20 protein-coding genes are annotated in these 19998 nt (G+C 33.1%); 11 read left to right on the top strand and 9 right to left on the bottom strand.

Annotated features, from left to right (window positions below):
- The first annotated feature begins 94 nt into the window (after nt 1-94).
- The 7 genes from B3J44_RS14980 (at nt 95) to tsaB (ending at nt 8256) form a co-directional block, all read left to right on the top strand.
- Nucleotides 95-796, top strand: coding sequence for an ABC transporter ATP-binding protein (locus tag B3J44_RS14980; RefSeq protein ID WP_286969314.1), 702 nt, complete (start codon nt 95-97; stop codon nt 794-796).
- A complete protein-coding gene (locus B3J44_RS14975) occupies nt 789-2033 on the top strand; it encodes an ABC transporter permease (protein WP_198854470.1) in 1245 nt (414 codons plus the stop codon). Before B3J44_RS14980 ends, B3J44_RS14975 begins: the two co-directional genes overlap by 8 nt.
- 2 nt (nt 2034-2035) lie before the next feature.
- Entirely contained in the window at nt 2036-3301 is a 1266-nt protein-coding gene (locus B3J44_RS14970; RefSeq protein WP_198854469.1) for an ABC transporter permease, read from the top strand.
- A 38-nt stretch (nt 3302-3339) separates the two neighbouring features.
- Nucleotides 3340-4455: an efflux RND transporter periplasmic adaptor subunit gene (locus B3J44_RS14965; RefSeq protein ID WP_198854468.1), complete on the top strand. Its 1116-nt coding sequence runs from the start codon at nt 3340-3342 to the stop codon at nt 4453-4455.
- Nucleotides 4456-4542: 87 nt separating this feature from the next.
- On the top strand, nt 4543-5994 hold the full coding sequence (locus B3J44_RS14960) for a TolC family protein (protein WP_198854467.1): 1452 nt from the start codon (nt 4543-4545) through the stop codon (nt 5992-5994).
- Nucleotides 5995-6000: 6 nt separating this feature from the next.
- Nucleotides 6001-7293 (top strand): efflux RND transporter periplasmic adaptor subunit, encoded by a 1293-nt coding sequence (locus tag B3J44_RS14955; protein WP_286969305.1) that lies wholly within the window; start codon nt 6001-6003, stop codon nt 7291-7293.
- Nucleotides 7294-7584: 291 nt separating this feature from the next.
- On the top strand, nt 7585-8256 hold the full coding sequence (gene tsaB, locus B3J44_RS14950) for a tRNA (adenosine(37)-N6)-threonylcarbamoyltransferase complex dimerization subunit type 1 TsaB (RefSeq protein WP_286969302.1): 672 nt from the start codon (nt 7585-7587) through the stop codon (nt 8254-8256).
- Between the two features lie 3 nt (nt 8257-8259).
- On the opposite strand, the gene B3J44_RS14945 is transcribed toward tsaB, so the two are convergent.
- From B3J44_RS14945 to B3J44_RS14935, 3 genes are all read right to left on the bottom strand, one after another.
- Nucleotides 8260-9072 (bottom strand): mechanosensitive ion channel family protein, encoded by an 813-nt coding sequence (locus B3J44_RS14945; protein WP_278019552.1) that lies wholly within the window; start codon nt 9070-9072, stop codon nt 8260-8262.
- Between the two features lie 86 nt (nt 9073-9158).
- A complete protein-coding gene (locus tag B3J44_RS14940; RefSeq protein ID WP_286969298.1) occupies nt 9159-9569 on the bottom strand; it encodes a YtxH domain-containing protein in 411 nt (136 codons plus the stop codon).
- Nucleotides 9570-9712: 143 nt separating this feature from the next.
- Nucleotides 9713-10612, bottom strand: a complete 900-nt coding sequence (locus tag B3J44_RS14935; protein ID WP_286969296.1) for a NifU family protein — start codon at nt 10610-10612, stop codon at nt 9713-9715.
- Between the two features lie 143 nt (nt 10613-10755).
- On the opposite strand from B3J44_RS14935, the gene B3J44_RS14930 reads away from it, so the two are divergent.
- On the top strand, nt 10756-11745 hold the full coding sequence (locus tag B3J44_RS14930; RefSeq protein WP_198854457.1) for a PorP/SprF family type IX secretion system membrane protein: 990 nt from the start codon (nt 10756-10758) through the stop codon (nt 11743-11745).
- Nucleotides 11746-11755: 10 nt separating this feature from the next.
- Nucleotides 11756-12274 carry a gamma carbonic anhydrase family protein gene (locus B3J44_RS14925; protein WP_198854456.1) on the top strand — a complete coding sequence of 173 codons (519 nt, stop codon included), beginning with the start codon at nt 11756-11758 and terminating at the stop codon, nt 12272-12274.
- Between the two features lie 83 nt (nt 12275-12357).
- On the opposite strand, the gene B3J44_RS14920 is transcribed toward B3J44_RS14925, so the two are convergent.
- The 6 genes from B3J44_RS14920 to B3J44_RS14895 all read right to left on the bottom strand — a co-directional run bounded on the left by B3J44_RS14920 (nt 12358) and on the right by B3J44_RS14895 (nt 17193).
- Nucleotides 12358-13071, bottom strand: coding sequence for a LytR/AlgR family response regulator transcription factor (locus B3J44_RS14920; protein WP_286969292.1), 714 nt, complete (start codon nt 13069-13071; stop codon nt 12358-12360).
- A gap of 105 nt (nt 13072-13176) precedes the next feature.
- Nucleotides 13177-13887: an intradiol ring-cleavage dioxygenase gene (locus B3J44_RS14915; protein ID WP_286969289.1), complete on the bottom strand. Its 711-nt coding sequence runs from the start codon at nt 13885-13887 to the stop codon at nt 13177-13179.
- Nucleotides 13888-13899: 12 nt separating this feature from the next.
- The gene (locus B3J44_RS14910; protein WP_286969288.1) at nt 13900-15015 is read right to left on the bottom strand and encodes a sensor histidine kinase; all 1116 of its coding nucleotides are present in this window, start codon (nt 15013-15015) and stop codon (nt 13900-13902) included.
- A complete protein-coding gene (locus B3J44_RS14905) occupies nt 15016-15294 on the bottom strand; it encodes a DUF4907 domain-containing protein (RefSeq protein WP_286969287.1) in 279 nt (92 codons plus the stop codon).
- 37 nt (nt 15295-15331) lie between these two features.
- Nucleotides 15332-16339 carry a Kelch repeat-containing protein gene (locus tag B3J44_RS14900; protein WP_286969286.1) on the bottom strand — a complete coding sequence of 336 codons (1008 nt, stop codon included), beginning with the start codon at nt 16337-16339 and terminating at the stop codon, nt 15332-15334.
- A 14-nt stretch (nt 16340-16353) separates the two neighbouring features.
- Entirely contained in the window at nt 16354-17193 is an 840-nt protein-coding gene (locus tag B3J44_RS14895; protein WP_286969285.1) for a DUF6268 family outer membrane beta-barrel protein, read from the bottom strand.
- A 231-nt stretch (nt 17194-17424) separates the two neighbouring features.
- Here B3J44_RS14895 and B3J44_RS14890 point away from each other — a divergent pair, with 231 nt between their 5' ends.
- Both B3J44_RS14890 and B3J44_RS14885 read left to right on the top strand, forming a co-directional pair.
- Complete coding sequence (locus B3J44_RS14890) at nt 17425-18759, top strand: DUF4270 family protein (protein ID WP_286969284.1); 1335 nt, start codon at nt 17425-17427, stop codon at nt 18757-18759.
- Nucleotides 18760-19995 (top strand): aromatic hydrocarbon degradation protein, encoded by a 1236-nt coding sequence (locus tag B3J44_RS14885; protein WP_286969283.1) that lies wholly within the window; start codon nt 18760-18762, stop codon nt 19993-19995. It begins immediately after the preceding gene.
- The last annotated feature ends 3 nt before the right edge of the window (nt 19996-19998 follow it).

Genomic DNA, 19998 nt, shown 5'->3' with positions numbered 1-19998 from the left:
TCTAATACAAAATAGGTAACATAATTATTAACTTTTTATTATCATAAATTACTTAATAAAAATGTTATTATTGTCTAAAAAATTTAACAATACCATGATTGAAATAAAAGATTTACACAAATCCTATAAAATGGGAAGTTCGGAATTACATGTGTTAAAAGGAATAAATTTTAATATAGAAGAAGGAGAATTAGTTGCAATCATGGGGTCATCAGGTTCAGGAAAATCAACACTTCTTAATATTTTAGGAATTTTGGATGAAGCGGATTCTGGAAGTTATATTTTAGACAAAACACCTATAAAGAAATTAAACGAAACGATTGCTTCAAAATATCGTAACAAATTTTTAGGTTTTGTTTTTCAATCTTTTAACTTGATAAATTACAAGACAGCATTAGATAATGTTGCAATGCCATTATATTATCAAGGTATTAAAAGAAAGGAACGTTACGAAATAGCAATGAAGTATTTGGAAAAGGTAGGTTTAGGAACTCACGCTCACCATTTGCCAAACGAACTTTCTGGAGGTCAGAAACAACGTGTTGCTATTGCGAGAGCATTAGCCTCAAATCCGAAAGTATTGCTTGCAGATGAGCCAACAGGAGCTCTTGATACCAAAACTTCTTATGAGGTCATGGAGCTTATACAAGGGATTAACGACGAAGGAAAAACAATTTTAATTGTTACACACGAACCTGATATTGCGGCAATGTGCAAAAGAAATGTAGTCCTAAAAGATGGATTAATTATCGATGATAAAAAAGTAGAACAAGTTAGAGCTTCGTCTTATGTTTAATATTGAACGTTGGCAGGAAATATTTGAAGCCATTTCTAAAAATCGTTTAAGAACATTCTTAACGGGAATTTCTGTGGCTTCTGGAATTTTTATTTTGGTTATTCTGCTTGGTGCAGGTAAAGGGCTTCAAAACGGAATTGAAAAACAATTTGAACGTGATGCGGCTGGTATTATTGAGGTTTGGTCTGGAACAACTACAAAGGAGTACAAAGGATTAAATCCAGGAAGACAAATTCAATTTCGAAATAGTGATTACAATCAATCGGTACAGAAATTTGAAGACAAACTAGACTTAAGGGCTTCTACAAATAATTATTGGGGACAACCTTTTTCTTACGGTAAAGAATCGGGTAGTTATCAGTTTAGAGGTGTGAATCCAGATTATGGTGGGATAGAGAATTTGACCATAGTTCAAGGCCGTTATATAAATGCTAAAGACTTAGAAAGTAACGCCAAAGTCGCGGTTATTGGGATGAAACTAAAAACCGATTTGCTTAAAGATAAAGAGGCAATTGGAGAGGAGATCCTAATTAATAATATTAACTTCAAAGTAGTTGGTGTTTTTACAGATCCAGGAGGAGAAAGAGAAGAGACACGTGCTTATTTGCCCTTGACTACAGTTCAGAAAACATTTGGTGGTGGAGATAAAATTAGCAACTTGTTTTTTACCCTAAAAAAGACAAACGATTACGATGAAGCTTTGGCTCAATCAGAAAAATTCACACAAGATTTAAAAGACTTGTTAAAGAGTAAAAATGTGGTGGCTCCTGATGATGACAGTGGTGTAGGAGTGTATAACTCTGTTAAAGATGCTAAGCAGTTTTACGATTTAAACTTATATATCAGGCTCTTTTTCTGGTGGGTAGGTATATGTACAATTATAGCAGGTGTGGTTGGTGTTAGTAATATCATGCTTATTATTGTAAAAGAACGAACAAAAGAAATTGGAATTAGAAAAGCGCTTGGAGCTTCACCTATTTCTATTATTACAATGATTCTTCATGAATCGATTTTTATTACGACCATTGCAGGTTTTGTCGGCTTATTGGCAAGCCTTATGTTGTTGGAATTTGTTGGACCGATGGTTCAAAGTGAATATTTCAGAAATCCTGAAGTAGATTTTAGTGTTGCTTTAACTACTTTGGTATTACTTGTTTTTGCAGGAGCAATGGCGGGATTTTTCCCAGCTTACAGAGCAGCCAAAATTAAACCTATTGTAGCACTTAGAGACGAATAATCATGTTTAGTAAAGATAATTGGGACGAAATATTACAGGCTTTAACAGCAAATGTATTCAGGACAGTTCTGACTGCTTTTGGAGTGTTTTGGGGAATATTCATTTTGGTGATATTGCTTGCTGCAGGAAAAGGACTTGAAAACGGTGTAAAAAAGGGTTTTGATGGCATTGCGACAAATACTATGTTTATGTGGAGTCAGACAACATCAAAGGCCTACAAAGGTTTGCCAAAAACACGACGTTACGATTTTAGAAATAGTGATGTTGCGGCATTAAAACAAGCTATTCCAGATTTGTTGTATGTTTCTCCTAGAAACCAGCTAGGAGATTTTAACGGAAGCAATAATGTCGTTAGAGGAACTAAAACTTCTGCTTTTACAGTTTATGGAGATTATCCGGAGTTGATTAAGCAACAGCCAATGGATATTATTAAAGGCCGTTTTGTAAATCAACAGGATATTGAAGGAAGAAGAAAAGTTGCTGTAATTGGTAAAGGTGTTATTAGCGAACTTTATGGTAAAGAAGAGGAATGTATAGGAACTTATATTAAAATTAACGGCATAAACTTTATGGTGGTTGGAGTTTATAAATCCAAACAGCAAGGAGGTAATGCAGAACAGGATCAAAAAAATATATTTATACCATTTACAACTTTTCAACAGGCTTTTAATTATGGAGACAAAGTGGGCTGGATGGCGCTTACAGCAAATGATGACTCATCTATAACAGATTTAAAACCAAAAATATTAGAAATAATTAAAGCATTACATTCTGTTAATCCAACAGATGATCGTGCGGTTGGAAATTTTGATTTGTACGAACAGTTTAATAAAGTGCAAAGTCTATTTAACATCCTTCAAGTGATTGCCTACTTTGTTGGAACATTAGTTTTGATTTCGGGCGTAATTGGGATTTCCAATATCATGCTAATTGTGGTTAAAGAACGCACAAAAGAAATCGGAATCAGAAGAGCTTTAGGGGCAACTCCTGGAGCAATTAGAGGACAAATATTATTAGAATCTATATTTTTAACAATCATTTCAGGAATGCTCGGAATTGCTGTTGCAACAGGAATTATAGCACTCTTAAATATGGCGTTAGATTCTATGCCACCAGGAAGCAACACCATGTTTGCCAATCCAAGTGTAGATTTGAGAGTTGTATTTGTGGCATTATTAATATTAGTAGGATCAGGATTGCTTGCAGGTTTTATTCCGGCGCAGACCGCTATTAGTATTAAGCCCGTAGATGCATTAAGAACAGAATAAATTATCAATCAAAATAAAATCGATTAAACCAAAAACAAATGAAAAAAGGAGTAACCGTTACCATTTTAATATTTATTGCAATTGTTTTTTTTGGCGCGCTTTACTATTTGTATGCTAAAAATCAAGAATCGCCGATTGTATTTAAAACGGAAAAAGCAGAAATTAAAACTATCGTAAAAAATACTATTGCGACAGGTAATATTCAGCCTGACGAAGAGGTTTTAATTAAACCAAATATCTCGGGTATTATTGAAGAAGTGTATATTAAAGCTGGAGAAAAAATCAAAGCTGGTGATATGATTGCTAAAATTAGAGTTGTAGCAAATGTTTCGAATGTAAGCAGTTCGCAGAATCAAGTGCAGACAGCTAAAATAGCACTAGATAATCAGGAAAAAATCTATAAAAGGCAAAAAACATTATTTGAGAAAGATGTAATTTCTGCTAATGATTATGATGCTGCATTGTTGGCTTATAACCAAGCAAAACAAAACTATTTGGCAGCAAAACAAGGATTAGATATTGTTAAAACAGGAACAACTTCTTCTTTGGGTAGTTATGCCAATACATTAATTCGTTCTACAGTTAATGGAATGGTGCTAGATGTTCCTGTAAAAGTGGGGAACCAAGTTATCGAAAGTAATAACTTTAACGAAGGAACTACAATTGCAAGTGTTGCCGATGTTGGAAGAATGATTTTTATCGGAAAAATCGATGAATCTGAAGTTGGAAAAATTAAAGAAAAAATGCCAATTGAGATTACAATTGGTGCTATCGAAAACAAAAAGTTTGATGCAGTTTTAAATTATATTGCACCAAAAGGAGTTACAGAAAATGGTGCTATCCAGTTTGAAATAAAAGCACAAATGATTAACAGAGATGATACTTTTATTAGAGCTGGTTTAAGCGCTAATGCTTCAATTATTTTGGAGAAAGCAGACAAAGTTCTAGCACTAAAAGAATCTTTGGTTCAATTTGACAAAAAAACACAAAAGCCTTATGTAGAAGTTGAAACTGCTCCACAGAAATTTCAAAGAAGAGATTTGGTTCTTGGGGTTAGTGACGGAATCTATGTTCAAGTTAAAAGCGGTATAAAGGACACAGATAAAATTAAAATCTGGAATCAAGGCTTAATCAATGAAGGAGAAAAAAAATAATTTAGTTTGAAAGTTTAAGAATCTTTTTTGGTTTTAAAAAACGTTAAATTTGCGTAGTTCGGTTTACTGCGCTTTCATTAAAAGTATATGAAAATAAACAAATATAATAGTCTGTTTTTTGCAATGTTATTCGGTTTCGGATTAACTGGACAGGCGCAATCAAAGCAATGGACTTTAGAAGAGTGTGTTAGATATGCACTCGAAAATAATATCACAATCAAACAGTCTGAATTGGACTTGAAAAATGCCGATATAGATAAGAAAGCGGCATATGGAAGATACCTTCCTTCTGTAAATGGTAGCGCTTCTCACTCTTGGAACGTTGGTTTGAACCAGGATGTTACAACCGGTATTTTACGTAATTCAACTACACAATATTCTTCTGTAGGATTAAATGCTGGAGTAGATATCTATAAAGGTCTTCAGAATCAAAATACCCTTAGAAAAGCGAAATTGTCAATTATTGCTTCGCAGTATCAATTGTTAAAAATGCAAGAAGATATTTCTCTCAATGTTGCCAGTGCGTTTTTACTGATTTTATCTAATAAAGAAGATTTAAAAGTAAAAAAAGAACAGTTAATAATCGATGAGAAAAGATTTGCCCGTTCTGAAGAAATGGTAAATGCAGGAACCATTCCGCGTGGGGATTTATTTGATTTGAAAGCAACTGTAGCAACAGATAAACAAAATATCGCAGTTTCTGAAAACAATTTGTTAATCTCTAAATTGAGTTTAGCGCAACTTTTGCAATTAAAAGAATTTGCAGATTTTGATGTAGTAGACGATACTAATGCAATGGATGAAAATAACATCCTGGCTCAAAGTCCAATTGACATTTATAATAAAGCTAAAGAAACAAGAACAGAGCTAAAATTAGCGCAGGCAAATCTTGAAATAGCAGAGAAAAACGTTGCTATTGCCAAAGGAGCATATCAGCCAACTTTGAGCGCTTTCTATAGCTTTAATACCAGAGCGAGTTATTCTGATGTTATAACTGGATCTACACCAAATACAGCAAATCCAACTTCTCAAATTGGTTTTGTTGAAGGAACTAATCAAGCTGTTTTGCAAAATAATTATGTTCCTGTTTTAGGAAAAGCAGATCCAATTTTCGATCAGTTTAACGATAATAAGGGACAATCTTTCGGATTCCAGCTTTCTGTTCCTATCTTTAATGGTTTCTCTGCCCGTAATAATGTAGAACGTAATAAAGTAAGTTTAGAAAAATCTAAAATAGATTTAGAGCAAAAAAGTTTAGATTTGCAACGTAACGTTTATACTGCTTTTACAGATGCAAGAGGAGCTTTAAATACTTACGAATCTTCTACTGTAACTTTAGAAGCAAGACAGCAGGCTTACAATTATGCAAAAGAAAAATATGATGTTGGTTTAATGAACTCATTTGATTTCACACAAGCTCAAACATTATTGACTAATGCACAGTCTGATGTAATTAGAACAAAATATGATTACATGTTTAAAATTAAAATATTAGAGTTTTATTTCGGAATTCCAATCGTTCCAATTATTACAAAATAATTCATTATGAAAAAAAAAACTGTTTATTTCTTATTAATAGTTGCAGTAATTCTTATTGTAGCTTTGGTTGTCCTTTCTAAGACTGGAGTAATAGGGAATAAAGACGAAGGAAAAGAAGTGGAAATTGCAAAAGTGACAGCTTCAACAATTGTTGAAACGGTTTCTGCAACAGGTAAAATTCAACCCGAAATTGAAATTAAAATAGCTTCGATGGTATCGGGCGAGATTATTTCTTTAAATGTAAAAGAGGGGCAAGTGGTTAAAAAAGGTGATTTATTAGTGAAAATAAATCCCGACTTATATACCTCAGGATTAGAAAGATCTGTTGCAAATTTAGCTGGAACAAAAGCAAGCCTTACTCAATCTGACGCCAGTTTTAAAGAAGCAAAAGCAAATTACGAGCGTAATAAAATTTTGTATGATAAAGGTGTAATCTCAAAATCAGATTGGGATAAAGCCATTTCTACTTTTGAAGTTGCAAAAGCTACAAAACAAAGCGCTTATTACAATGTTCAAAGTGCTTCGGCATCTGTTACAGAGGCTCGAGACAATTTAGGACGCACAACGATCTATTCTCCTGCAGACGGAACTATTTCTGTATTGAATGTAGAATTGGGAGAAAGAGTTTTAGGAACACAGCAAATGGCAGGAACAGAGCTTTTGCGTGTTGCAAACCTAAACAACATGGAGGTTGAAGTTGATGTAAATGAAAATGATATTGTAAAAATTAAAATAGGAGATGAAGCAAATGTTGAAGTCGATGCTTACTTAAAAAAGAAATTTAAGGGAGTTGTGACTAGTATTTCTAATTCGGCAAGTACAACATTAACATCAGATCAGGTAACAAATTTTAAAGTTAAGGTTCGTATTCTGAAAGATTCATATCAAGATTTGTTAGAAGGAAAACCAAGTACATATTCTCCTTTTAGACCTGGAATGACTGCTACGGTTGATATTATTACAACAACAAAAAACAATGTTTTGGCAGTGCCAATTAGTTCTGTTGTAGTAAAATCGGACACTACGGCTGTAAAAGATTTTAAGGTTGAGGATCCAAATGAAGATAAAAAAGCAGCTCCAAAAAGCGATAAAAAATTCGAATGTGTTTTTGTCAAAGTTGGAGATAAGGCTAAGATTAGAATCATTAAAACTGGAATTCAAGACGACACTAACATCGAAGTGATGTCTGGTTTAAAACCTGGCGATATTGTTATTACAGGGCCATATACAACAGTTTCTAAAGAGCTTAACTCTGGTGATAAGGTAAAGCTTAAGAAAGCAGAAGCGCCCAAGAAGTAAATTATAGCATATAATTGCATTTAGTGGAATTCTAAGCGAAAATGATTTTTGGTTTTATCAGTCACCTTTTCTAGTGTATTTATATACTTGATATGAGAGTATTATAGCTTCTATATAACAAAATAGTACAGTAATGAATTTGCCTATTTTCAATAGAAAAAAGCCTAATTATATATTGGAGACTTTTTACTTGAAAATTTATGTGTAGCATTTCTGTTATTTTGGCTGTTAACTCTTATTTTTGTAGCATTAATCTTTTTGATCAATTTTTAATAAAAACACTTTATTACTTTGTCTTATATTCTCAACATCGAAACGGCTACTAAAAATTGTTCTGTATCTATTGCAAAAGATGGTCAAACCATTGTTTGTAACGAACTAGCAGATGAAGGATATTCGCATGCTGAAAAACTTCACGTTTTTATTGAAGAGGCAATAAAAAAAGCTGGAATATCTGCACATGATTTAAAGGCTGTTGGCGTAAGCCAAGGGCCAGGATCTTATACAGGTTTAAGAATTGGTGTTTCGGCAGCAAAAGGATTGTGTTATGCGTTAAATATTCCGTTAATTGCTGTAGATACACTGCAAACTCTAGCTTCTCAGGCAGGAGTTACAGATGGAAAAATTGTACCGATGCTGGATGCGCGCCGTATGGAAGTTTACAGTGCCATTTTTAATCCAGATTTGACAGTTGAAAGAGCTATTCAAGCTGAAATTATTGACGAAAATTCATTTCAAGAATACACAGACAAACTTTACTTTGTAGGCGACTGCGCCGATAAATGCAAGCCTGTTTTGACTAAAGACAATTTGGTATTTTTAGAAAATGTAAAATACCCTTCGGCGCAAGCAATGAGTAAAATCAGTTTTGATAAATATCAAAAAAGCGACACTGTAGATGTCGCTTATTTTGAACCTTATTATTTGAAAGATTTCATGATTGCTCCTCCAAAGAAGCAATAAGTACTATTTCTGTATCGTATACGGTTGAACTGCAATTCCCGCTTCATCCAACGCAATTTTGCAATTCTCTAATGTTTCAGAGAAAACAGCTCCGTAATTGGCATTTTTTGCCCAAGGACGAACTGCAAAATCGATAGAACTTGCCGATAGGTTTTTTACAAAAACTTCTGGTGCAGGCTTCTTCAATACTTTTGGGTTATTATTTAAAACATCTAAAAGAATTTCTTTTGCTTTTTTAATGTCTGAATCATAAGAAATAGCAAAAGTCAAATCAGCTCTTCTTTCTCCTTGCATCGAGTAGTTGATGATGTTTCCGTTAGATAAAGAACCATTTGGAACAAACACCGTCTGATTATTTGCAGTAAGCATTTTAGTTACAAAAATCTGAATTTCAAGAACTGTTGCAACAACGCCTTGCGCCTCTATCGTATCTCCAACTTTAAACGGTTTAAAGACAATAATAAGCATTCCTCCAGCAAAATTAGAAAGCGATCCTTGCAAAGACAAACCAACTGCAAGACCCATTGCTCCTAAAATGGCAACAAAAGAGGAAGTCTCAATTCCTAATTTAGAAATAAAGGTTACAAACAATAATATTCGCAGCGCCCACAATAAAATGTCAGATAAGAATTTTGTAAGCGTAGGATCAAGATTTCGCTGAATCATTATTTTTCTAATAATTCGATTAATCAATCTGATGGCATATAAACCAACAAATAAGATTAAAAATGCAGAAATCAGTTTTGGTGAATAATCAACTAAAATGTCAACAAAACGAGTAACGTATTTACTGACTTGTTCTGGGTTCAGGTTCATGATTTTTAAATAAAAAAACCTTCTCAAAAGAGAAGGTATATTAGTGGTGCAAATATAAAAATATTTACATTATCAGAAAAGTGTGTTTATGCCTTATCAGCAGCTTCGTCGACTATTTCTTCTACCTCTTCGGCAGATTTTTCGCTAGTATCAACAACGGTTTCAGAAATAGTTTCTGATGCCTCAGTAGCTGTTTGCGAAGTTGCTTTTTCTTTAACAGAATCAACCAAATCATTTACCGCTTTAGTGGCTTTGTCCGCATATTCACTTACAGTATCTTTTGCTTTGTCCGCATAATCTGCAGCTTGGTCAATAATAGGTTCAGAAACCTCTTTTACTTTTTCAATTGTTTCTTCTGCAAAAGCTTCTGCTTTCTCGATATAAGGAGCTGCCGCTTCCTTTGCTTGTTCAAAAGTCTCTTCGGCATTATTTGCCAATTCAGTTACAGACTCTTTGGTTGAGCCAAATAAATTTTTAAAAAATGAAGATAATCCCATGGTTATTAATTAATTGGTTAAGAATACAATATTAATTAATTTTATAGAATTACTCGTTTTTTTAATGGTAAATAATTGAAAACTAGTTGTTAATAATAAAAAAAGCGCCTCAATGAGACGCTTTGTATAATAATTTATTCCAATTATGCATTTGATGCCTCTACTTTTATGGCGTCATCGTTCAACATGCTTTTAAGCATATTTTCGATACCACTTTTTAAAGTAAATGTTGAAGAAGGACAACCACTGCAAGCACCTTGCAATAATACTTTTACTGTTTTATCATCTTCATTATAAGATTCAAAAGCAATGTTTCCGCCATCAGCAGCTACTGCTGGTTTTACGTATTCTTCTAAGATATTGATAATTTGCTGAGATGTAACATCTAGTTTGTCAAAAGCTTCATCTTTTGTTGCTTCAGTTTTGGCTTTAGTTTGAATTAAACTTTCATCTAAAACAGTTCCTCCGTTTTCTATAAATTGTTTAATGAAAGTTCTTAATTCTAAAGTAATTTCATCCCAGTTATTGATTTCATATTTTGTAACCGAAATATAATTTTCATCAATAAAAATTTCTTTCACATAAGGGAATTTGAATAATTCCTGGGCTAACGGAGAAGAAGCAGTCTGGTCAATGTTTTTATATTCTACTGCATTACGAGTAAGCATTCTGCTAACTACAAATTTTAATGCAGAAGGATTTGGAGTTGTTTCTCCGTAAACAGTAATTGGCTGTTTTTTTGCTTTTGTTTCATCAATTTTAATGATAACGCCACCTTTGTCAACAAAAGCAGTAATTTGCTCTGCAACTGCATCTTTTACATCATCCCAATCAACAATGCTGTATCTTTCGATAGCGATGAAATTTCCAGAGATATAAACGGTCTTAACAAACGGCAGATAGAATAATTGTTGGGCTAGAGGAGAAGCTTGCGCTTCGTCAATATTTTTGAACTCAAAGTTTTGATTTTGAGTAATAAAGTCTTCAAATTCGAACTTTAATATAGTTGGGTTTTGGGTCTCTCTTATAGTGATTTTTGTCATGGTTGTATATTTTTTGCAAATTTACTAAAGTTATTTTCTACTAATACCTATATTTGATTTTTTAATAAAATAATTAAGACTCTTTTCAAAGAAATCGTGTTAAATTGCAAGAGTGAAAATTATATAGAAACAAATTTGTCTTTATGAAATTTAAAATCAAGGTTTTATTAATTTTTCTCATTACTACTTTTTATTCTTATTCTCAAGAAGGAATACCTGTTTATTCAGATTATTTGTCTGATAATTATTATTTAATTCACCCTTCAATGGCAGGCGCAGCCAACTGTGCAAAAATAAGATTGACAGCCAGAAAACAATGGTTTGGAGAAGAAGATGCTCCATCATTGCAGACTTTAAGTTTTAACGGTAGAGTGGGAGAACGTTCTGGAGCTGGTATAATTTTATTTAATGATAAAAATGGTTATCATTCTCAAAAAGGTGTAAAACTAACATATGCACACCATATTATGTTTTCGAGAGATGAACTAGATTTAAATCAGTTGTCTTTTGGAATTAGTGGAGGTTTAATACAAAGTCAATTAGACGAAACAAAATTTGGAGGAACTTTTGATCCAATTGTTTTTGGTTCAATTCAGAAAGATTCTTATTTCAATGTTGACGTTGGAGCATCATATAATTATCTAGATTTTTATGCGCACGCAACAGTTCAAGGATTGTTAGAAACAAGAAGAGAGTTATATACAGATTATGAAAGCGATAATCTAAGAAAGTTTTTATTAAGTGCTGGTTATGTATTTGGAAAAAACAGCAGTTGGACTTGGGAGCCTTCTATTCTTTTTCAGCTATTTGATCAGACAAAGGCAAAAACACTAGATTTAAATATGAAAGCCTATAAAAGCATGGATTTCGGAAGTCTGTGGGCAGCTTTATCATATAGAAGAGGTTTTGATGGCGCACAATATGTTTCGGGAACCGGAGTGTCGTCTCAAAAATTACAATACTTTACGCCTATTATTGGGGTTAATTTCAAGAATTTTATGTTCGCTTACACCTATACTCAACTAATGGGAGATGTTAAGTTTGACACGGGAGCTTTTCATCAAATTACTTTAGGAATTAATTTATTCTGCAAAAAAGAACGTTACGACTGTAATTGTCCTGCAGTTAACTAAAAGAAAATTTATGCTGATTAAATCTGTAAACGGAAAATCACCTCTAATTCCAGAGGATTGTTATGTTGCCGAAAATGCTACTATTGTAGGAGATGTAACTTTTGGAGAATCTTGCAGTGTTTGGTTTAATGCCGTTGTGAGAGGAGATGTTCATTTTATTAAAATTGGAAATAAAGTTAACATTCAAGATGGGGCTATAATTCATTGTACTTATCAAAAACATCCCACAATTATAGGAAATAACGTTTCTATTGGGCATAATGCAATTGTACATGGCTGTACGATTCATGATAATGTTTTAATCGGAATGGGAGCAATTGTAATGGATAACTGCGTAGTAGAAAGCAATGCTATCATTGCTGCTGGTGCTGTAGTAACTCAGAATACTGTTGTAACTTCTGGAAGTATTTACGCTGGCGTTCCTGCTAAAAAAGTTAAAGACATTGACCAATCTGATTTTGCAGGCGAAATAGGGCGTATTTCGAACAATTATGTAATGTATTCTAGCTGGTTCAAAAACGAAGAATAGCAATTAAAAACCACAATAAAAAAATCCAAATTCTAAAAGAGTAGCTCTTTGGAATTTGGATTTTTTATTAGAGTTTAGAAAAACTAAAGGTTAATTTTTTCGAAGAAAGTATTTTTATAGCTTTCGCTGATTGGAATTCTTTTATCGCTTATTAAAACTTTGTTTTTCTGAATCGATTTTACATGTTTGATATTTATGATGTACGATCTGTGAATTCTCGCAAAACCTTTGCTTGAAAGCAGATTTTCTAATTTGATTAAACTAATTAGTGTAAGTGTAAATTTATTATCTGTCGTGTAGATTTTGACATAATCTTTTAATCCTTCAATAAAAAGAATATCAGCAAAATTTAATTTTACATTTTCGTATTCAGCTCTTACAAACATAAAATCCTGTTCAATTTCAGGTGTATTATTGTTTTCCGCAATTGCAAGATTTGCTGCAGGCTGAAAAATTTGTTGTGCTCTTACAACAGCTTTTAGAAATCGATGAAACGGAATTGGTTTAACCAAGTAATCCACAGCGCCAAGATTAAATCCTTCTACCGCATAATCAGAATAAGCAGTTGTAAAAATAACTAGAGGTTTTTTTTCTATCGTATTTAAAAAATCAATTCCAGAAAAATGAGGCATCTGAATATCAAGAAAAATCAAATCGACATTATTCTGATTGATAAATGAAACAGCATCAATAGCATTATTGAAAGTGTTTATAAGCTCGAGAGCATCTACTTTTTTGACAAAATCCTGTAATAATTCTACAGCTAAAGGTTCGTCATCAATAATTACACATTTCATCTTTTCTGAATTAATTTTTTAAAATACATTTTGCATTCAAAAGTAGTTTGAAACCAGAGAATTAAGTTTTAAAGTTTTCATAAAATACTGGTTAACTAATTAAAATTATGCGTTAACAGTTATAGTTTTAGTTAGCGTAAAACCATCTGTCAAGTTTCCTGTCATGGTTGCCAGCTCATCGGCTAGGCTATCAGCAAAGACATTGTCTTTTGTATTTGCAGTATCTGCTTGTCCGTGTGCAGCGTAATTTGTACTTGAATATACCTCACTTGAAATTGTTTCTGGAAAAGCAATTTGAGTTACAAGCAAAGAAGTTCCTGAACTTGATAATACTTCTACATGTACATGCGGAGCTCTTCCTTGGTACCAACCAGGATAAATCGAGATAAAAGAAACTTCTCCACTAGAGTTCGAAGTTTGTCTTCCTCTAAGAAAATGTACAGAAGTATAGTCTGTTTGCTGCATTTGCGTGCCGCCATATTCAGAATAATTTCCGTCTTTGTCACAATGCCAAACATCTACCAGAACTCCAGAAAGAGGTTCGCAATTGTTATTCTTATTTTCAATCTTTAAATTAATCAATAGCGCAATTCCAACGCGATCAGATTTGATGTTTTCTAAAACCAGCTGACTCGGCGTTTTAATAGGAAAGGGACCTTTTGTTTCAGAAGGAGAAACAGTGCAACTTCCGTCTCCAGAATTGCTTGAATTTGTTTCATCATTGTCACTTTTAGAACAAGATTCTAAAAATTTTGAAGCTGTTGCCAATGATGCAATGCCCAAAATACCATTTCGGATGAATTTTTTTCTGTCCATAATCAGTTTTGTTTAATGTATTGCGGTTTTAATTTCGTCCAACTTTAAATTCAAATGAACTCGGTAATATTCATTATCCTGAGTAATGGTTAGTTCGTGTGCGTTTGGATAGAGAAGATCAAGACGGCTTTGGATATTCACTAATCCAATTCCAGAATTTTCAGGATCTTTTACATAATTCTCAATGGTGTTTTCAATCCAGAAATCAAGATTGTTATCCGTAATTAGAATCTTAATTCTTACGTGAGCCGCGCCTTTGTAATCAGTTCCATATTTAAAGGCATTTTCGACAAAAGAAATCAATAATAAAGGCTCAATATATTTATTTTTAGTGTCACCATGAACATTGATTACGATGTCTTCGATATTGTTTAATCGTAGCTTTTGTAGTTCGATATAATTCTGGATATAATTGACTTCTTTTTCTAAAGCCACCGTTTTGTTATCTGTTTCATACAGCATATAGCGCATAAGTTCAGATAAGGTTACGATGGCATCAGGGACCAAATCAGATTTTTTGTGTGCCAAAGAATAAATACTGTTTAAAGAATTAAATAAAAAATGCGGATTGGTTTGTTTGCGCAAATAGATTAATTCGGTATTTGTTCTATGTGTTTCGGCAATCAGTTTATTTTGCTGATTATTATAAAATTCAGTTAATGTTCTAATAATTGCAGAGATTGTAATAATCAGAATATAGAAAAACGATGGGCCAATTTTAAAGAAAAGAGGCTGTCTCATTTCAATTCTCTGATGCATTCTTTCTCCTCGCGGGAAAAAACGCGGATCATGAGGCATTGTCCTTGGAGGCATTATATTTTCTGGTCTTAAATGCCTAAATTCAGGGATAAAATAATTTAGCCTTATGATCATAAATGTTGCAATTAAAACAAAAGCAAACGTAAAGTAGAGCCAGTATTTTTTTTGCAATAAATAATTTGGAACCAAATAAAAATAGTTCAGATAAAACAAAACAATTCCAGTTGTCCATTGCGCATAAAAATCGTTACTAATTTTAAATGGACTTTCGTAAAACTGAATTAACGAAGTCAAAATAAAGAAAACCCATATCGCAAAATGGAATAATATTTTGTTGTAGCCGGTATTTTTAATGGTATCTATCTGCATTTACAATTTTATTTTTAATAAAATTAGTTCATTTTTGGTTACCGTTGGCGATAAGTTTTGTTTGAGCTTCTGCTTAACAAGATCGGCAACCTTTAAGGCGTCATCTTCTGTTTTGAAACTTTTAGTATCACTTATTACAGGAATAACCGACTGTTTAATTAAAACTTTTTCTTTGTAGGCAATTGTATATCCCCAACCAGAACTTGTTTTAAAAGAAGCCGTTGTCAAAGACTCTTTTTTCGCGCAAGCAATAAAAAGAAGAATGGCAAAAACTATCAAATACTTATGGATTTTACTCCAGAAGTATTGTTTATTATTAATTGTCATCGTCACTTTGTTCGTCTAATGGCTTAAATTCCCAAGCATCATCAAAATAAGTAGAACCAATTCGTCCTAACATATAGAATCCGCGATTATTGATGGCAAAACCTACAGCATCTGTTCTTGTTGCACCTTCCATTGGAGTTCTTTCTACCCATAAATCTGTTGACGGATTATATTCCCAAACGGTTTTTATGTTTTCACCACCCACAACATATCCTAATCCATTCATAGAAAAGCTAGATGCATTAGAACGAACAATTGCGTAATCATCGTTGTAGCTATAATCGTCGTCTGTGTCTTTATCAATATCTCTTTTTCTTGTCCATACATCTGTAGATGGATCAAATTCCCAGAAATCTTCTTGATAAACGCCATTATTTACGCCAGTTACTAAATATGCTTTATCTGCAATTGTGAAAACCGTTGCATTACGTCTTTTGTTTCCGCTGAAACCATTTACCAAAGTCCATGTATTAGCTTGATCATCGTACTGATAAAAATCTTTTAAGTAATTTCCATCATAACCAGTCCCAAAATACGCTTTACCACCAACCTGAAAACCTACAGCGGCGTAACGAGCAGTTCCTGCAAAATCTGTTTTTTGCGACCAGCTGTTTGCAGTAGGATTATATTGGTAAAAGTCTTTCAGTTTATTTGTTCCATCATAACCAAGACCAACATAACCTTTTTCGTTTAAAGCAAAACTAGAAGCAGAGCTTCTTCCTATACCGCCAAAATCGGCCTTTTGTTCCCAATAATCTCCGTTTGAGTTGTAAACCCATAAATCTTTTAAATAAACATCGCCAGTATAACCGCCAACTACATAAGCATAATCTCCGATAACGAAACTTGTTGCACTAGATCTTGCAGGGCCATCAAAGGCTGATTTTTTAATCCAGTTTCCTACCAAATCATCATCGTCATTATCATTGCTGCAGCTTATCAAAAAGAGGCTTGAAAAAAGCGCTGTGAATAAAATTCCTTTTTTTAGATTAATCATAGTGTATTTAAAATTTATTGTTTGTATTTGATCCCTATTCCTAAAACGTAACCATTTCCGCTATTGTAATCGTAAATTTTGTGGTCGTTGCTATCTAGTAAATTGTATTTTTTGTTGAAATCGTAACCGGCTTTAAAATTTAAAAACCAATTGGCAGCAACGTTTCTTTCATATTCTAAAGCCGATGTCATTTGCGATAAAACTGCTTTTTCGGCATTATTGTCTACATTTTTTTCGTCTAAATGATAAAAGTTTCCATTAAAACTATTTGTCAGACTAAATTTATTTCGATCATTATTAGAATAAGAAATTCTCGAATCTGGAAAACCAATTTTAAAATCGGTTTTCTCGTTCATTTTATAATCAAAAGCAACAATTGGCGTAAACTTTGGCGCTCCAAAAATCGATGTTCGCCCGGCTCCAACTATTATATTGAATTTTGAGCTCAGTTGCTGGCTAATTTCTAAACTTCCTAAAACTGTAACATCAGAAAAATCCAGTTTGCTCTGAAAATTGGCAGTAGGAACCACAGAAAGTTGCCATCTTGTTTTCTCTGTTATTTCAGATGAATATTCGAACTTGTCTTGAACTTGGTTGAATTTGTCCTGATCCGCATAAAAATTATAGGGATTAAACTCGTAATTCACCTTCAAATTAGAATATTCCAATGTGTTAGCTATTTTGCTTTTTGTTCCTAGTTTCTTCTGATAAAAGACTGCGATGTTTGTTTCGCTAAAATTTATCTTGTCTGTCGGCTCCGTTTTGAAATTTAGAGTGGCACTAAAATTTTCTTGAGCTTTTAAACCTAAAAATGAAATCAAAAAAAGAGAACAAATTATAAACCTTACTTTCATTATTTATTTTATTGGCTCAAAATTAGATGGATGGCGCTCTTAAAAAAAAGAAGATATATATATGACGTGTTTTGATAGACAAAATAGCCGTTTTTAAGGTCGAATTAAAATTCGAGAACAGATTTTAGGTTATAGATCGTTTTGTGCAATTAGTAGCTTAAAAAAGCGTAATAGTATATGTTATAGTGTGTCGCCAAAGTGCACAATTTATATTTGTCCAAAAATTAAATTATGCAGAAGTTTATATTGATACTACTTTTTGTACTGACCTTATTTTCATGTGGTACAGATACAGACACTGGAGAATTTACGGTTGGGTCAGATTATTTGGCTTTGAGCAATAAAGTAATCATGATAGATACTGTGACCGTAGAAATGTCAACCATTAATTTTGACTCGCTGGTAACTTCGAATAAAAGTAGAATCTTGATCGGGAATTATGATGATCCTATTTTTGGAAAAGTAAAGTCGGACAGCTATTTTCAGCTTTCAGGGGCTTCCTATGCATTGAATAACACAGGTTCAGATACTGAAGCGGTTAATTACGTTTTCGATTCGATTTCAATGATTCTTAAATATGATAAGTATTATTACGGAGATACTACAAAGGTTCAAACATTTGACATTCATCGTTTGCTTCAAAAAGTTAAGCCTAATACAGACGATAGTAATTTCTACAACAATTCTGCTTTAAGTTATAGCACTGAAAGCTTGGGAAAAATATCTTTTATACCAAGACCAAAACAAAAGGACTCTATCAATATTAAAATGGATAAAGAATTTGGAGAAGCTCTTTTTCAGAAAATTAAAAAAAGAGAAATTACAGATTTTGACAGTTTTACAGAATACTTAAAAGGTCTTGTTTTGGTTCCAGAAACATCCAATTCTTCCAATATAATAGGATTTAGTGCAGGAAGCAGCAAAATGCGATTGTATTACTCAAAATATATGGCAGATACAGATGAGGATGAGCAGTCGTATATTCTGGATTATACCATTTTAGATAAAACGAAACAGTTTAATTCTATTTCTTTAGATAAAACAGGAACGTTGCTGCAGAATCTTCCCGTTTCGAGCAGCAATCTGTCTAGTAACTTGACCAATAATCAAGGTTTTATTCAGTCAGGAACTGGAGTTGCCTGTAGAGTTGAATTTCCGAATATTAAACAGTTTAAAAATATTTCGACTAATGGCGCTATCGTAAATGCAGAGCTAATTTTAAAGCCTGTCAATAACTCTTATTCTGACAAATATCCACTGGCCGATTCTCTTTCTGTTTTTGTTGGCGATAATTTGAACAGAATAAGCGGAGCATTAACAAATTCTGCCGGAACTACCGTATACGGGATATTGAACAAAAAAAGCGATGAGTTTAACGAAAATATTGGCTATACAATTCCTGTTGGAGCTTTTCTTCAGAAAGAAATGCTTAAAGCATCCGATTCTAGGTCGTCTCTTATTTTAACGTTGCCTGGAATTTCCAAATCTGTTAACAGAATTGTTTTGGGGAATCAAAAATATGCCGATAATAAAATTCAGCTAAAAATTTATTACATCTCTTACTAAATGAAAAATAAAGTTGTTTTATGGAGTTGCTTCCTTTTAATGTCGCTAACTTCATTTTCTCAAAGTATCTCAAGTTCTCCATATTCGCTTTATGGCGTTGGAAGCTTGTACGATTCAGATTTTGGTTATCTGCCTTCTATTGGCGGTTCAGGTATTGCATTACCTTCAGATACTTTTATCAATAATTTAAATCCGGCATCTTTAGGATATATGTATCAAAATCATTTTCTTTTTGATATTGGAGGAAAAGCCATCGCCACAACATATCAAAGCAGCAATCGTACAGAAAATCGAAATAATTTTCAATTTTCTCATTTAGCTTTTGCTTTTCCTGTAACTAAAAATTCTGGTTTTAGTTTGGCGCTTCGTCCATATTCTAGCTCAGTATTTAAAATCTCAAATTTAGAACTCCCAATTGCAGACAGTCAGGAATCTTATTACGTGACAGCACAAGGATCTGGAGGTTTAAACAATCTGGATTTTTCATACGGATATAGATTTGGAAAAAAATTGACAGTAGGAGTAACTGGAACGGTGCTTTTTGGAAATACAGTTGATGATCGTGCTTTTCTTATTTCGAATGCAGTTACCACGATACATAAAAAAACAGATTATAGCGGAGTTCGGGCAACATTAGGAGCTCAATTTAAAATAGATTCTACCCTTACAATAGGAACAACAATTAAAGTTCCAGCAAGAATAAATGCATCAAAAGTGCAGTCGGTGGCAAGTATTGCAGATGAAGTAGAAACTGCTATAGAAACGAATATAGCCACAAAGACCGACGATTATTATATGCCTTTAGAATTGGGCTTTGGAGTTAGTAAGCGATTTAAGAATAATTTGAATATGACTTTAGATTATGAGAAGAGCTTTTGGAAAAATACAAAACAGTCTGATCTTTATGGCGAATTTGTAAATCAGGATCGTTTTGCGCTTGGATTTACTTATAGCGCCAAAAAGAATGTTAGAAGATACTGGGATCGAGTAGGGTATGCTGCTGGTGTAAATTTTGACAACGGTTATCTCGAAGTCGACAGACAGCGTGTTAATAGCGCATCTGTTTCTATTGGACTAAACCTACCAATTGAAAATACATTTTCGTCACTCAATATTTCTTATTCTTACGGGCAGAAAGGTAGAATCGCGAATGATTTGATAAAAGAAAATTACCATAAAATATCACTCAATTTATCGTTGGACGGAATTTGGTTTGTCAAGCGAAAGTTTGAATAATAC

Origin of the sequence: Flavobacterium sp. UBA4854, from assembly GCF_002399805.1 — a bacterium.
Lineage (GTDB): Bacteria > Bacteroidota > Bacteroidia > Flavobacteriales > Flavobacteriaceae > Flavobacterium > Flavobacterium ginsengisoli.
Note: the sequence above shows the minus strand (reverse complement) of the source record. Positions and strands in the feature narration are given on the sequence as shown.

What these genes read in the sequence shown, in the direction of transcription:
- B3J44_RS14980 (WP_286969314.1), top strand. Translation starts at nt 95, where the DNA reads ATGATTGAAATAAAAGATTTACACAAATCCTATAAAATGGGAAGTTCG.
- B3J44_RS14940 (WP_286969298.1), bottom strand. Translation starts at nt 9,569, where the DNA reads ATGGGATTATCTTCATTTTTTAAAAATTTATTTGGCTCAACCAAAGAG.
- B3J44_RS14925 (WP_198854456.1), top strand. Translation starts at nt 11,756, where the DNA reads ATGCTGATTAAATCTGTAAACGGAAAATCACCTCTAATTCCAGAGGAT.
- B3J44_RS14930 (WP_198854457.1), top strand. Translation starts at nt 10,756, where the DNA reads ATGAAATTTAAAATCAAGGTTTTATTAATTTTTCTCATTACTACTTTT.
- B3J44_RS14975 (WP_198854470.1), top strand. Translation starts at nt 789, where the DNA reads ATGTTTAATATTGAACGTTGGCAGGAAATATTTGAAGCCATTTCTAAA.
- B3J44_RS14970 (WP_198854469.1), top strand. Translation starts at nt 2,036, where the DNA reads ATGTTTAGTAAAGATAATTGGGACGAAATATTACAGGCTTTAACAGCA.
- B3J44_RS14895 (WP_286969285.1), bottom strand. Translation starts at nt 17,193, where the DNA reads ATGAAAGTAAGGTTTATAATTTGTTCTCTTTTTTTGATTTCATTTTTA.
- B3J44_RS14885 (WP_286969283.1), top strand. Translation starts at nt 18,760, where the DNA reads ATGAAAAATAAAGTTGTTTTATGGAGTTGCTTCCTTTTAATGTCGCTA.
- B3J44_RS14945 (WP_278019552.1), bottom strand. Translation starts at nt 9,072, where the DNA reads ATGAACCTGAACCCAGAACAAGTCAGTAAATACGTTACTCGTTTTGTT.
- B3J44_RS14890 (WP_286969284.1), top strand. Translation starts at nt 17,425, where the DNA reads ATGCAGAAGTTTATATTGATACTACTTTTTGTACTGACCTTATTTTCA.
- B3J44_RS14935 (WP_286969296.1), bottom strand. Translation starts at nt 10,612, where the DNA reads ATGACAAAAATCACTATAAGAGAGACCCAAAACCCAACTATATTAAAG.
- B3J44_RS14900 (WP_286969286.1), bottom strand. Translation starts at nt 16,339, where the DNA reads ATGATTAATCTAAAAAAAGGAATTTTATTCACAGCGCTTTTTTCAAGC.
- B3J44_RS14960 (WP_198854467.1), top strand. Translation starts at nt 4,543, where the DNA reads ATGAAAATAAACAAATATAATAGTCTGTTTTTTGCAATGTTATTCGGT.
- B3J44_RS14965 (WP_198854468.1), top strand. Translation starts at nt 3,340, where the DNA reads ATGAAAAAAGGAGTAACCGTTACCATTTTAATATTTATTGCAATTGTT.
- B3J44_RS14955 (WP_286969305.1), top strand. Translation starts at nt 6,001, where the DNA reads ATGAAAAAAAAAACTGTTTATTTCTTATTAATAGTTGCAGTAATTCTT.
- B3J44_RS14915 (WP_286969289.1), bottom strand. Translation starts at nt 13,887, where the DNA reads ATGGACAGAAAAAAATTCATCCGAAATGGTATTTTGGGCATTGCATCA.
- B3J44_RS14920 (WP_286969292.1), bottom strand. Translation starts at nt 13,071, where the DNA reads ATGAAATGTGTAATTATTGATGACGAACCTTTAGCTGTAGAATTATTA.
- B3J44_RS14910 (WP_286969288.1), bottom strand. Translation starts at nt 15,015, where the DNA reads ATGCAGATAGATACCATTAAAAATACCGGCTACAACAAAATATTATTC.